General features: G+C 52.3%; 9 protein-coding genes. 5 read left to right on the plus strand and 4 right to left on the minus strand.

What is annotated here, in order from left to right; translation table 11 throughout:
• Positions 1-34 precede the first annotated feature (34 nt).
• The 3 genes from IE054_RS08895 to IE054_RS08905 all read left to right on the plus strand — a co-directional run bounded on the left by IE054_RS08895 (position 35) and on the right by IE054_RS08905 (position 4901).
• Positions 35-2905 (plus strand): putative bifunctional diguanylate cyclase/phosphodiesterase, encoded by a 2871-nt coding sequence (locus tag IE054_RS08895; protein WP_189405476.1) that lies wholly within the window; start codon positions 35-37, stop codon positions 2903-2905.
• 113 nt (positions 2906-3018) lie between these two features.
• Positions 3019-3633: a GTP cyclohydrolase II gene (gene ribA, locus IE054_RS08900; RefSeq protein ID WP_189405477.1), complete on the plus strand. Its 615-nt coding sequence runs from the start codon at positions 3019-3021 to the stop codon at positions 3631-3633.
• 134 nt (positions 3634-3767) lie between these two features.
• Positions 3768-4901 carry a DUF3300 domain-containing protein gene (locus tag IE054_RS08905; protein ID WP_189405478.1) on the plus strand — a complete coding sequence of 378 codons (1134 nt, stop codon included), beginning with the start codon at positions 3768-3770 and terminating at the stop codon, positions 4899-4901.
• 9 nt (positions 4902-4910) lie between these two features.
• Here the strand turns inward: IE054_RS08905 and IE054_RS08910 are convergent, their stop codons facing one another.
• Positions 4911-5804, minus strand: a complete 894-nt coding sequence (locus IE054_RS08910) for an ATP-grasp domain-containing protein (protein WP_189405480.1) — start codon at positions 5802-5804, stop codon at positions 4911-4913.
• A 334-nt stretch (positions 5805-6138) separates the two neighbouring features.
• Here IE054_RS08910 and IE054_RS08915 point away from each other — a divergent pair, with 334 nt between their 5' ends.
• On the plus strand, positions 6139-7623 hold the full coding sequence (locus tag IE054_RS08915) for a methyl-accepting chemotaxis protein (RefSeq protein ID WP_229805048.1): 1485 nt from the start codon (positions 6139-6141) through the stop codon (positions 7621-7623).
• Complete coding sequence (locus tag IE054_RS08920; protein WP_189405482.1) at positions 7623-8147, plus strand: DUF6436 domain-containing protein; 525 nt, start codon at positions 7623-7625, stop codon at positions 8145-8147. Before IE054_RS08915 ends, IE054_RS08920 begins: the two co-directional genes overlap by 1 nt.
• Positions 8148-8171: 24 nt before the next feature.
• On the opposite strand, the gene IE054_RS08925 is transcribed toward IE054_RS08920, so the two are convergent.
• The 3 genes from IE054_RS08925 to IE054_RS08935 form a co-directional block, all read right to left on the minus strand.
• Entirely contained in the window at positions 8172-9113 is a 942-nt protein-coding gene (locus tag IE054_RS08925) for a histone deacetylase family protein (RefSeq protein ID WP_189405485.1), read from the minus strand.
• Positions 9110-10951 carry a bifunctional acetyl-CoA hydrolase/transferase family protein/GNAT family N-acetyltransferase gene (locus tag IE054_RS08930; RefSeq protein WP_189405487.1) on the minus strand — a complete coding sequence of 614 codons (1842 nt, stop codon included), beginning with the start codon at positions 10949-10951 and terminating at the stop codon, positions 9110-9112. Before IE054_RS08930 ends, IE054_RS08925 begins: the two co-directional genes overlap by 4 nt.
• A 124-nt stretch (positions 10952-11075) precedes the next feature.
• Positions 11076-14174 (minus strand): efflux RND transporter permease subunit, encoded by a 3099-nt coding sequence (locus IE054_RS08935; protein ID WP_189405489.1) that lies wholly within the window; start codon positions 14172-14174, stop codon positions 11076-11078.
• Positions 14175-14177: the final 3 nt, after the last annotated feature.

A 14177-nucleotide genomic window follows, 5' to 3' on the forward strand; every position in this document is an offset into this window, starting at 1 on the left:
CTGCGCGTATTTCAAAGAGGCTTTTACGGCGTACATGACATTGACAACAGGGATAGGGTTGATTCTGGTTAAGGTATTACGTTGCTTAACGCTGATTGGCATGCTTAGCTGCACCACCAGCGTGTCCGCCGGGCAGCTTCTGGTTTCTGACGATACCGAAGTTGCAAGCCTGCGCGAGGTCAGCGACGCCGTCGTGCTGTCCCAACAAAACACTTATCGCGAAGCGCTGGATGCCAATACACCCTACAAAGAGTTGATGGCGCTCAGGGAAATACCCGAGCATCAGCGACTCTGGCTAAAATCTGAAATTGTGAATCAGGGAACGTCCGGGCGTGATTTGGTGATTACCATCAACCGCCTGAAAATCGAGCAACTGCATTTTTACCTGGTCGATCAGCAATACCGCATTATTGCGTCCTCGACCTATCAGGCTGGCTCCTCCGATGGCCACGCTGACTGGCCGTCACCTTACGTACGGTTCCCTTTCACGGTTGGCAATACTGACTCAGTCACGGTGCTGATAGGGATCAAAGATAAAGGGTCAGCCAATTATACAGTGGCGTTGTGGGATGCCGGGGCGCTGGCAGTACACGATCGCATGCGGCTGATTCTGTTGGGCGCTTTGCTGGGAATGCTGTTTATTGCGTTTAGTTATTTTTTGCTTTCTTACCTTTTTCAGCGCACCCCGACCCGATTCTGGATATCGGTCTGTTTTGGCCTGACCATGGTGCTGGTATTTGTCAGTCAGGGAGGACTGTCACGCTGGCCTGATCTGATTCCCGTGTCGGAGATGCTCATTGCCAGTCTTATCACTATGACGGCACTGACGCTGGCAAAAGTCTCACACAATCTGTTTCCGCGTATTCCTCTGCTGTTCAGGCTGGGCAACTACCTGTTACCACTTGGGCTGCTTGCGTTTTGTTTGTGGCGTAATGCGTTTGATGCCACCCACTTTATTTATTTGCTTTGCCCGGTCATTGGCGTATATCAGGTCGCACTGGTTATCTTCTTTCGTGATCGTCGGCATCCGTCACTCAGTCAGCTTTATGCCACTGCCTGGGCGATGCTGTTTGTGCTTTACGCGATACAACTTAAAAATACGCTAAACAGCACCGTTATCTCCGCCGGGATGTTGCTTATTGTGATCATGGTGATCATGCTCGCCATGTTGTTTTTTGCTTTCAGCCTGGAACAAAAAGAACGTTCACACAGTCATCAGCAATTGCTGTCACGGGATCAGACCATCTCCAGTCTTCACCATTTTTACGATTTATTTCGAAACTCTGTAGAAGGCTTTTATACCTCTACCATTGAAGGCACCCTGAAAAGCGTTAACCCGGCCATGTGCAGTTTGTTTGGCTATGACGATGAAGCCAGCATGCTGGCCAGTGTGCACAATACCCGTGAATTTTATGCTGACAGCCGTGATCGCGACGCGCTGGTTGCTGAGATTGTTGAACAGGGCCAGGTACTTGGTCGTGAAATAAGAGGTGTACGCAGTGATGGTGAAGAGTTCTGGTTCTGCGTGTCATGCCAGTTAAAGAAAGACAGCAATGGCAGCTTTCTGTATGGATCGCTGTATGACATTACCGAGCGCAAAAACTCCAGCCTCAGCATCGAATTTCTTGCCTCACATGATTCGCTGACCGGTGTCTATAACCGACGTGAGTTCGAGCGCTTGCTTGCCAATGCCATTAGCAGCGACGCAGAGACGGTTTGTTTGTTATATATGGATCTGGATCGGTTTAAGGTGGTCAATGACACCTGCGGTCACCGCGCCGGCGATGAACTTATACGGGAAATTGCCCGTCTTATTGATACTACCCTCTCGGGTACGGGCTATCTGGGCAGGTTAGGCGGTGACGAATTTGGTGTACTTATTACTGAACAGCCAGAAGAAACGGCTTACCTCTATGGTATGAAGATCCTCAATGCGATTCAGTCTTATCGCTTTATGTGGGACAAACGTATTTTTACGCTGGGCGTGAGTATCGGCCTGGTGTCCTGTCGCGAAACCAGCGGTAACCCAGAACACTGCCTGAGTATGGCCGACGCCGCATGTTACTTCGCCAAAGAGCAGGGCCGTAACCAGATCCACAGATTTCGCCACGATGATGAAAGCATGCAGCGCTATAAGAAGGAGTTGGACTGGGTATCTGCGATTAACGATGCACTGGAGCATGACAGATTTGTACTGTACTACCAGCCATACCGCGCCTTGTCACGGGTGACCCATGCCATGCACTTCGAAGTATTGTTGCGGCTGCAGAATGAAGATGGCACAACCACCGGACCTAATGCATTCTTACCCACCGCCGAACGGTATAACCTGAGTGCCGCCATTGACAAGTGGGTAGTAGAAAAGACGCTGCTGTGGCTGTATCAGAATCCGGAGCAGCAAGCCGCAATTGGCCGCCTCAGCATTAATTTAAGTGGTCAGTCTCTGGCTGACCGCGAATTTAAGCTACATGTGCTCAATGCGTTTGAAAAATATGCCATCCCTTATTCGAAAGTCTGTTTTGAAATTACGGAAAGCGTTGCCATTATCCGCATGGAAAACACCCTGAACTTTATGCGCAGTTTTACCCAGCTTGGTTGCTCTTTCGCGCTGGATGACTTTGGCAGTGGTTTTTCGTCTTATACTTACCTTAAAAACCTGCCTGTCGACATTGTAAAAATTGACGGCGGGTTTATTCGGGATATGCTCAGTAACCGCGTCGATGCCGCGGTGGTCGCGTCTATCACCGAGGTGGCACGCGCCATGGGTATGGAAACCGTCGGTGAATTTGTAGAAAGTGAAGCAGTGATGGCAGAACTGGGAAAAATTGGCGTCGACTTTGCGCAGGGTTACAGTGTTGCCGCCCCCAGCCCACTGGCCAGCATGCCAGAGAAAAATATCGGATAAACATCGTCGCTGATACGGTTCGTTGTTATAATATCACGTAAGTCACTGCGATATACTTGCTTTTGGCAATCGCAGCCCCACTTATCAGCTTCAGTAAACAGTAAAGTAGTGTCATGACCAGCAGCCAACCTAAATATGAATATGTCGACTCAGCCAAACTTCCTACCCGCTGGGGGGATTTTCGCATTCACGGATTTGTCGAATTAAACGGTCAGGAACACGTCGCACTGTCTTATGGTGAGTGGACAGAAGATGACATTGTTCCGATTCGGATCCACTCTGAATGTCTGACCGGCGATGCCTTGTTCAGTACCCGCTGTGACTGCGGCTTTCAGTTAGAGAAAGCGTTACAGAACATCGTCGAACATGGTTCAGGCGTGCTTCTGTACCTGCGTCAGGAGGGCCGGGGTATTGGTCTGTTAAATAAGATCCGGGCTTATCATCTGCAGGACAGTGGTATGGATACGGTTGAGGCCAATGAACACCTGGGTTTTGATGCTGATTTACGCAGTTATGATATCTGTAAGCTGATGCTCGACACCTTAAACGTACGCCGGGTCGAACTGATGACCAATAACCCGCGCAAAACGGATGCGCTGACCCGCCTTGGCGTGGATGTGGTAGCCCGCAAACCTATTGATCATGGTATTACCAAAGACAATAAGGGTTACCTGAAAACCAAAACTGAAAAACTGGGCCACGCCTTTGACCCTCACCTGCTAAAGTAACAAGTAACAAGTAAAAAGTAACCGTACACATGATGCATACCGCGCGTCAGCATCGGTTCAGCCGCGGTTAACATTGCTACGCCTACACTTACCCTGTGTTTGAAAATAACAGGTTTTCACCGGGAGTATGTTGTATGCGCCAAGTAACCTATCTCATTGCAGTCAGCCTGATGGCGTTCGGGCTGACACCGTTTGCACAGGCCACCCCTGCACCAACGACATTCAGCGTTCAGACAACCCCCTCAGCAATCAGTGATGCCGCGCTGGACAGCCTTCTGGCACCAGTTGCGCTTTATCCTGACACATTGCTCACGCATATACTGATTGCCAGTACCACTCCTCTGGATGTCATTGCCGCGCACCGCTGGCGTCAGGCCAATCCACACCTGACGCCAGCTCAGGTTGAACAGGCACTGCGCAATGAAAACTGGCATCCCAGCATCCGGGCTCTGGCCCCCTTTACCGACGTGCTGGCGCAGATGGCAAATGATTTGCACTGGCTGCAAGCCATGGGCGATGCGGTTATTGCCGACCAGCGCCGGGTGCTGGATCGGGTACAGTGGCTGCGTCAGTTTGCGTACAGCCAAGGCTCATTACGCTCAAACAGTTATCTGAAGGTTTCCTACTCCGGTCAGACCATCGCTATCGTCCCGCGTCATCACGCTCAGATATATGTGCCATTTTATAATACCCGCAGCCTGTTTAGTCACTGGCACCATCATGATATCCAGCCCGTTTACTGGCACTACCCCAGACACGCCAGACGACATGCGGGTATTTACTGGAGCGTGGGCGTCTCGCTGTCCGGGAGTTTCTACTTCGGTGATATTCACTGGAACAACCGCTACGTCGTGATTAGTCACAAGCCAGTCAGGCACTGGCGAAAAGGTGCCAAATCCGTTCACAGCCGTGATTTTAAGCGCTGGCAACCGCAGCACAAAAAGCGAAAACGTATCTCGATACGGGAGCGCCAGCGTCCGCTGGTGCTGTCTCATGAGTCACAGCGTGACAATCATAAGCGCGTGATAACAGAGACAACGACTCACCGCACACTGGCAAAACCGGTGACTAAAACATCCAAACTGCAGGACCGGTCTCGCGTCACCACAAAGCCCGTTGCGCCCCCTGCCGGCATGTCGCAGCGCACACCAGTGGTCCGTGATACGCGCGCTCAGTCACGACAGACACCGACCCGGGGAAAGGCGTTAAAGCAGACCGGTCGTCATCGCGCTGTCACAACACCGAAAGTGGCGAGTCGTGAGCGATAGTAAGGTTCGTCAGTCCCCACGGAACCGGCCGTGACGGCGCAGAAAAGCATCAACGAAGCGCTGAGGAGAAGCATCGTCCAGTTGAAAATACAGTGATGGCTCAATCAGTTCGACTTCCATAACGCGGTACTGCCCCTGATAGCGCACTAAGTCAATGCGTGCATACAGTGCGTCATTCGGCATGGCAGCCAGGGCTGCCTCAGACATTTTAATCGCACCCGCATCTGGCGTGACCAGCGCTAGTTGTCCGCCATGCTCTTCCTGGACCCGGAAGTCACCGCTGGCCGGACGTTTTACAATGGCATGGCTGAGCGCTCCGTCAAAATAAAAAAGTGAGTACTCACCTTCTTCCAGAATATTGCTGATGAAAGGCTGAACCATTAAGGCTCGCTGGCTAAACACGGCTGCCAGCGTATCTGCGTCACGTTCCAGCATCGCTTTATTCAACCGGAACGTGTCGTCGGCATTGGCGCTCAATACCGGCTTGACGATCAGTGTGTCGGTGTTAAACCGGGCAAACTGCGCGTTAACCTGTTGTTGCTCCCAGCTGTCCAGCCATACCGTGGGTATCGTTGCAACGCCGTTATCAGTTAAGTCCCTCAGGTAGGTTTTGCGCATATTCCAGCGCATCAGCGGCAGTGGGTTTTCAAGGTGTGTATCAGACTCACCTATTTCAGTCAGACAGGTCGAAAAGGCTTGAGGTGCCGTCTGATAATCCCAGGTGCTGCGCACAATCACCGCATCAAAGCTGTTCCAGTCAACGCCCTTCTGGTGCCAGGAAATAGTTTCGACTGCCCATCCTGCATCATTAAAGTACGGAATAAGCAGTTCATCGTACACGAAGAAGTCTTCCAGATTATCGGTTGATAAAAAGGCGAGTTTATTTGAATACGTCGTTGTCACAGTTACCTCTTACACAATCTGTGTTGTTACAGTAATGGCATTGCTCATCGCTACCCGTTTTTTTTCAGTATCGCATTTTTATTCTCAGAAGTGGCATGGCCTGCGGGTAATTCTTAAAAAAGTGTCATGATCTTTTACAGGTCAGCAGACTACTTATTTGCCTGTAATTTGAAAATAGCTGATATGCGCGACATACAACCGCGCAGAACTCTGTCTGCTTTTCATACTAAAGCCGAATGTTGTTGCAGGAAAAAATTTCCTACACTTATACGCACAGTTTCAATAGAAGGCCGATCATTTCCTTCCCCAGCAGTAATTAGTTAAGAGGTAAGCGGTGTTGCAGTATTCCTGGATAGCCGACGGGCATAAGATTTTTCGTGTTGTTTTAGTCGTACAATGGCTTATTGCCATTGCTATTGGACTGGTTACCGGCGAACTGCTTGTGGCATTTTTATTTGGCATTCCTATCGCCGTAGTACCGCTTGTATTAAGCATTCAGAGCCCGTTTTCGGCATTCAGCCGGCATGCTATGGGTGTGGGTGTGCAATTAATGGCGGCGCTGCACATCCATCAGGCGTTTGGCCTTATTGAAATGCACTTTGAAATTTTTGTGCTGCTTGCCTTTATTTCTACGTTTCGCGACTGGAAGGTCGTCGCCTCATCCACACTGGTCGTTGCTCTGCATCACATTGGCTTTTTCTTAGCACAAAGCCAGGGAGCCGGTGTCTATATTTTTGAAGAGGGGCATGTGACATTCCCTATTCTTGCGTTGCATGCAACGTTTGCAGTCGCAGAAGGGGTGGTTCTGATGCTGATTGCCAAACGGTCACATAATGAAGGTGCCGGGGCAGCCGAGTTAGATCGGGCGATTAATGAGATCATCAGTCAGGATGGGATGCTCAACCTTGATGTCAGCGTATCTGATCAGTTTGCCGTGACTCGCAAATTCAATCAGCTGTTACACCAGGTTACTGAACTGGTCGAGCAGTCAAGAGCGCTGACAGCCAAAGTTATCAGTGGTTGCGACACCATGGAAACGGTGGCGGCCACAATGCGTGATACGTGCGTAAAAACCGATAAAGAGGTCAATATGGTTTCCGTTGCTTCCGAAGAAATTGCGCAAACCATGGCAATGGCAGCGCAGCAGACCAATCTGGCCCACGACAAAACCTCAATGGCAAGCGAATACGTGGATAACGCGCGTGACTCGACTAACGAAACCGCCAGTACCGTTGATTCACTGCGACAGTCGCTAAACGGTGCGGCAGCCACGAATCAGGAGCTTAATGCGCAATGTGAGAACATTGCTGATGCAATGCGCGCCATTACCGCCGTTGCCGAACAAACGAATTTGCTGGCACTTAATGCCGCAATTGAGTCTGCCCGGGCTGGCGAGCATGGGCGGGGTTTTGCCGTGGTTGCAGACGAAGTACGAACACTGGCGATTCGCAGTAAAGAGAGTGCTGAACAAATTACCGCAATTACCGACAAACTGGTCGCACGCACGGCACAATCTGTTATCCAGATGCAGGACTGTGTCACGCTGGTCGATGACGCAGTGGCCTCATCAGAGCAATCTACATCTGCCATGGAACGGATCCTCGGTGAGATCCGGTCAGTTGAATCGAGCATGACAGAAATCGCATCGTCAGCCACCGAGCAGGAGTCGGCCACGCAATCTATTGCCGAAAGCGCCGGCAAACTGGCGGAGTATTCAAGTGAAGAGGTGCAGGTGGCGCAGCAACTTTCCTCAGAACTTGCGTCGTTAATCGACAATTGCGCTCGCATGGAAAGTGCAATAGGACGGTTCAGACTGTAATGCCCGGTTGGCTGAAGTGGGCGCTGTTGTCGCTGTGGGCTCTATCTCTGCTAGCGGGTATGCTGCTTTACAGCCAGCGGCAGTTAACAGACTTTGATCCCAGCCTGGCGCTATCGCAGGCGGCTGCTTCGCCAACCTTCGATGCCGCGTTTGTCGAACTACTTAAGGACAACGGCGTTAAACCCGGCAGCATTGTGCATTTGCAAAGTGACGCGGGCTGCTACTGTAACCAGCTTACTGCACCTCATAAGCGACAACTGTCGGCTCGTCTGGGCGAGAACTATCAGCTTAAACAGATTTCGCTGGACGCGTCACCGGCGCTGCAAAATCTCATTACCGCGTTTCCGGCTGTTGCCATTGTTGATAAGCAGGGAGTGCTACGTTACCTGGGCCCCTATGCGACTGGCTACGGGTGTTTTACCGGTGCCACCCTGGTCGACTTTATTGCCCGTGCAGCCACTGCGACGACCAGCCCTGGTGCTATTATCAATGCTCAGGCGACAGGGTGCTTCTGCCAGACCTGAGCGGTTGTGAAAAGCCGCAGTAACCTAAGCGCCCCCGTTTTCGGCGCAATCACCACTCATCCCTTTAATATGGGCAACCACGCTTCTGCCGAGCGCCGACAGGTCGTAGCCGCCTTCAAGCATGCTGACTATGCGACCATGACAGCAGCGGTTAGCCAGCTCCCGGATACGCGCACTGATCCACTTATAGTCGTCTTCACGCAGCCGCCAGTAAGCCATAGGATCTTCGGCATGACCATCAAAGCCCGCAGAGACCAGGATAAGCTCCGGCTTAAATGCGGCAACAGCATCAAACCAGGGAGCAACAGCCTCACGAAATGTCGCACCATTCGTCCCGGCCGCCAGTGGAGTGGCTATAATATTGTCTGCGCTGGCCGGAACGCCTTTGTGCGGATAAAACGGGTGCTGAAACGCTGAACAAAAAAGGATGCGCTCATCACCGGCCACAATATCCTCGGTGCCGTTACCGTGATGCACATCAAAATCCACAATCGCAATGCGTGACAGCCCGTGGGCATTCATCGCATGATGCGCGGCTACCGCAATGTTGTTAAAAAAACAAAAGCCCATAGCCGCATTATGTTCGGCATGATGGCCAGGCGGGCGCACTGCACAAAAGGCCTGACGATCGTTACTTTGCAATACCCAGTCTACCGCATCACAGCCCGCGCCGGCTGCCTGAAGCGCAGCGGTCAGTGTATGACTGTTCATGGCGGTATCCCCGTCCAGCCAGACCGTGCCCTCTTCAGGGGCCCGCGCAAATATACGTTCGATGTACGCCTTATCATGCGCCAGGTTAAGCTGCTGCTGACTGGCTGTCGCTGCCTCGGCATGCTCACACACCATATCAAGGCCCGAGGCTAGCAACTGATCATCAATGGCATGCAGCCTGTCGGGCGACTCAGGATGGTCCGGTCCCATATCGTGGCGACTGCCCGTGTTCCCGCGAAATATGCATACCGTCATTTTACATGCTCCAGCTTCAGCACCAGTTCTACGTCTGTGGGATCATCGCTTAACACCCGCCTGAACCCGGCCTGCTCGAAAATGGCGATCATTGGCGTATTCTCAGCGCGCACATAGGCCATCATGGTCGCAATTTGCCGCGACCTTGCGATATCGATAAGTTGCCTTAGCAGCCGCGTCGCCATGCCTTTGCCCTGCTGCGTCTCGCGGGTAACGAACGCCACCTCACAGGCATTGGCCGCCGGCGCATAATAGAAACGTCCCACAGCATGGATGGTGATCCGTGAGCCTTCCTGTCTGACAATACACAGCGCCGCATCGCTTTTCTGATCAACACTGACCAGGTTGCACGACTTCTCCCGCGACATTTGCTTGGGGTCGTAGTTATAGCGCAGGCGCAGTGTTTCTTTGGTGTGGGAGTAAAAAAACTCCTGCAGGCGACGTTCATCGGCGGGGTTGAGCGGCCGCATGTAAAACGTCTCTCCCTGTATATTTAGTTTTTTAAGCTGAATAGCACCCAGTTCGGGGATGTCTGTGGGGTATTTTTCCTGATAGTGCGGTACCCAGTAATGTTGCCGTACTTCGTTGAGCAGCTCGCCACGAAATTTAGGATGAGCAACACGAATCAGCTCCAGTGCCCGTTCACGGATACTTTTGCCTTTCAGCGAGGCAATGCCGTATTCGGTTACCACATAATGGACGTTACCCCGCGAAGTGACCACGCCAGAGCCTTCCGTAATACAGGGCCGGATCCGGGAAATAGATTCATTTTTAGCGGTCGACGGCAGTGCGATGATGGGCTTGCCGCCTTTTGACATAGATGCGCCAGACACAAAGTCGACCTGCCCGCCCATGCCGCTGTAGAAATCGTAGCCCAGTGAATCCGCCACCACCTGTCCGGTTAGATCAACCTCAAGGGCGCTGTTAATCGCGATCATGTTGTCATTTTTAGCGATATTGGTGGGTTTGCTGACATAACTGGACGGGTAAAACTCGATGTGCGGGTTGTTGTCAATCAGCGTATACAGACGTTGCGTGCCGATGGCAAAGCTGGTGACCATTTTGCCCGGGTGAAATGTTTTCTTTTTATTGCTGATTGCCCCGGCTTCAAGCAGCCCGATAATACTGTCGGTCAGCATTTCGCTGTGGATCCCAAGGTCGCGATGATTCTGCAGGTATTTCAGTGTGGCACTGGGAATTTTGCCAATACCAAACTGCAGTGTTGCGCCGTCCTCCACCAGCATAGCCACATACTGGCCTATACGCTCGGTCACCGAGTCTATGGACTGCGTGGGAAGTTCCACCAGTGGCTCATCAGCTTCGATACAGGCGTCCACTTCACTAATATGAATATAGGAGTGCCCTGCCGTACGTGGCACAAACTGATTGAACTGGGCAATGACTTTTTTGGCCTGACGCACCGCCGACATCCCAATATCGACGCCGGCGCCCAGCGAACAGTAGCCGAACTCATCCGGTGGGCTTAAATTGACAAGAGCAGCGTCAATGGGCAGCGTACCGTCACTGAAAAGCCCTGACATTTCCGATAAAAAGCAGGGCGTGTAATCGGCCCTGCCTTCATCTACCGCGCGTCTGACCTCATTGCCCCCGATAAAGAAGGTATTGACCTTAAACCGGTTTCGGTACCCTTCCTGCGCCCAGCGCGTATCGCCAAGCGCCAGCATATGCACCATTTCAATGTCAGAAAAGCCGCGACCATGATCAATTAAATGCTGTACAAGCTGGTACGGAACAGACGCCGTACCACCCACAAATACGCGGCATCCAGAATGAATGAGTGACGCCCAGTCCGGGGCCGGAGGAAGTGTCGCTGCCATGACGGTCTCCACCAATGCATGAGTTGTCCTATCATGCCACATCTGTTCATTGGTGTAAGGCGTACGTCTGCGCCATTAGTCGTAGACAGAATCAGCCGGACCGCGCAGGTCCGGCTGTACAGGCCTAACTGTCACCCCGCCGGAACAGCTTTTCTACCGCCACATAGAACATAGGGACAAAGAAGATAGCCAGGAACGTGGCCGCCAGCATCCCGCCCATTACGGCAATACCAATGGCATTCTGCGATGCCGCCCCCGCACCGGACGCGAGCGCAAGGGGTGTAACTCCCAGAATAAAGGCCATGGAGGTCATCAGGATCGGACGAAAGCGTTGTTTCGCCGCAATCGATACCGCTTCCATCAATGGTGTGCCATGTTCATGCTGTTCTTTCGCAAACTCAACAATCAAAATGGCGTTCTTAGAGGCCAGCCCCACGGTCGTCAGAAACGCCACCTGCAAATACACATCGTTGGGTAAGCCAAACAGATAGGCGGCGGTCACCGAGCCCAGTACACCTAACGGTACCACCAGCAGGACTGCAAACGGCACCGACCAGCTTTCATACAGCGCCGCCAGGCACAAAAATACCACCATTATCGACAGCGCATATAACATAGGCGCCTGCGAGCCTGCTTCACGCTCTTCATAGGACAGCCCTGACCACTCATAGCCAAAGCCACTGGGCAATTGTGACACCAGGTTCTGCATTTCCTGCATGGCTTCACCGGTGGATACACCAGGCGCCGGGCTGCCCTGCAGATTGACCGATGACACCCCGTTAAAGCGCTGCAGTTGCGGACTGCCATAGCGCCATTCGGTAGTTGCAAAGGCACTAAACGCGACCATGTCACCGTCATCGTTACGCACAAACCAGTCATTTAAATCTTCCGGATCCATACGGTGCGGCGCATCGGCCTGCATATACACGCGTTTAACCCGTTCATTATCGATAAAGTCATTCACATAGCTGGAGCCCCAGGCAATTTGCAGGGTGCGGTTAATGTCACTTAAGGAGACACCCAGAGCAGAGGCTTTTTCGCTGTCGATATTGATTTTAAACTGCGGTACATCGCTTAAACCATTTGGCCGTACACCGGCCAGCTTAGGATTCTGCGCAGCCATGCCGAGTAACTGGTTACGCGCGTCCATCAGCGCGCTGTGGCCATTACCTGCACGGTCAACCAACTGCATATCAAAGCCAGTCGCATTCCCCAGCTCCATAATGGGTGGCGGCAGGATAGGGAAGGCCGACACATCCTGCAACTGCGAGAAGGCACCGAATGCCTGCTGAACGACCGCGAAAGCCGATTCACTTTCATCGCGCTCCTCCCAGTCTTTCAGGTTCACAAAGCCCATCGCGGCATTTTGTGCCTGACCGGAAAAGCTAAAGCCCACCACAGTGAACAGGCCGTTGACCGCCCCACCCTGGCTGTCCAGCAGATAATCCTCGACTTCCTTCACCGATTCCAGTGTACGGTTTGCCGTGGCGCCGGGTGGCGTATTCATCAGCACAAACATGCGCCCCTGATCTTCATCAGGCAAAAACGAGCCAGGCAGCTGCATAAATATCAGTCCCATACCGCCAACCAGCACGGCATAAATCAGTACAAACCGTTTGAGTCTGGCAGCCATGCCCGTAGCGACTTTCTGATACCGATCACGGCCTTTATTGAAATAACGGTTAAACCAGCCAAAGAAGCCTTTGTTCTTATCATGCTGCGGGTCATGTTTTTTGAGTAAGGTGGCACACAGCGACGGTGACAACACAATGGCCACCAGTACCGAAAAGGTCATGGCCGAGACAATGGTGATTGAGAACTGGCGGTAAATAGACCCGGCCGAGCCACTGAAAAACGCCATTGGAATAAAGACGGTAGAAAGCACCACCGCAATTCCCACCAGCGCACTGGTGATCTGTGACATGGACTTTTTGGTCGCCGCGACAGGATCAAGCCCTTCTTCTTCCATGATCCGTTCAACATTCTCGACGACCACAATGGCATCATCAACCAGCAGACCAGTAGCCAGTACCATAGCAAACATGGTCAGCACATTAATGCTAAAGCCAAACACGTAGAGCACGGCAAATGTTCCCATCAGCACTACCGGCACCGCTATAGTAGGAATAAGCGTTGCCCGCCAGTTTTGCAGAAACAGCAACATGACTAAAAAGACCAGCACCACGGCTTCGATCAGCGTTTGCACCACCGAAGTGATGGACTGATCGATAAACGGCGAACTGTCGACCGGGTACACCACTTTAACGCTGTCTGGCAGGCTGGCGCTGAGCTCTTCTACCCGTTGTTTAACCGCTTCAATGGTTTCCAGTGCGTTGGCGCCTGACGCGAGACTGACCGCCATACCTGACGCGGGCTTGCGGTTGTAGCGTACAATGTTGTTATAGGACTCCGCTCCCAGTTCAACACGCGCCACATCTCGAAGACGCACCTGAGAGCCATCGGTATTTACCCGCAGCACAATATTTTCAAAATCACGGACCGTCTGCAGACGTGACTGCGCCTGAATTGTAGCGTTGATCTGCTGGTCCTTCACGGCTGGCATGCCGCCCAGTTGACCGGCCGAAACATCGGTATTCTGCACCTCAACTGCAGCCTGAACATCAACCGGTGTCATGTTGTAACTGTTCAGTTTGTCCGGGTCCAGCCAGATACGCATAGAGCGCTGCGCACCAAATACCCGCACGCTGCCCACACCGTTAACCCGTGAAATGGGATCGCGGAACTGTGAAATCAGCATATCGCTGAGATCAAACTGAGTAAATTCGTCGGTTTCTGAATAAAAACCCACAGCCAGCGCAAACGCGTCGTTTGACTTGGTCACCGTGACACCCTGCTGCTGAACCTGTTGCGGAAGCAGCGGTACCGCTCCCTGTACTTTGTTTTGTGTCTGCACCTGGGCAATGTCGGGGTCGGTCCCGGGTGCAAAGGTCAGGGTAATACTCATGGTGCTGTTGGAACTGGACGCAGAAAAGTAGCGCAGGTTGTCAATGCCCGACAGGCTCTGTTCGATAACCTGCGTCACGGAACTTTCCACCGTTTCAGCGGACGCACCTGGGTAGCTGGCACTGATGCTGACCGTGGGTGGAGAGACTTTTGGATACTGTTCGACCGGTAACTGGCTTATCGCCAGCACACCAGCCATCATGGTAATAATGGCCAGTACCCAGGCGAAAACAGGACGATCGATGAAAAAACGCGCCATAAC

Source organism: Alteromonas halophila (assembly GCF_014651815.1).
Classification (GTDB): domain Bacteria; phylum Pseudomonadota; class Gammaproteobacteria; order Enterobacterales; family Alteromonadaceae; genus Alteromonas; species Alteromonas halophila.

Bases quoted from the DNA above. Each gene is read 5' to 3' on its own strand.
- IE054_RS08920 (WP_189405482.1), top strand. From the start codon at position 7,623: ATGCCCGGTTGGCTGAAGTGGGCGCTGTTGTCGCTGTGGGCTCTATCT.
- ribA (WP_189405477.1), top strand. From the start codon at position 3,019: ATGACCAGCAGCCAACCTAAATATGAATATGTCGACTCAGCCAAACTT.
- IE054_RS08905 (WP_189405478.1), top strand. From the start codon at position 3,768: ATGCGCCAAGTAACCTATCTCATTGCAGTCAGCCTGATGGCGTTCGGG.
- IE054_RS08930 (WP_189405487.1), bottom strand. From the start codon at position 10,951: ATGGCAGCGACACTTCCTCCGGCCCCGGACTGGGCGTCACTCATTCAT.
- IE054_RS08925 (WP_189405485.1), bottom strand. From the start codon at position 9,113: ATGACGGTATGCATATTTCGCGGGAACACGGGCAGTCGCCACGATATG.
- IE054_RS08935 (WP_189405489.1), bottom strand. From the start codon at position 14,174: ATGGCGCGTTTTTTCATCGATCGTCCTGTTTTCGCCTGGGTACTGGCC.
- IE054_RS08895 (WP_189405476.1), top strand. From the start codon at position 35: ATGACATTGACAACAGGGATAGGGTTGATTCTGGTTAAGGTATTACGT.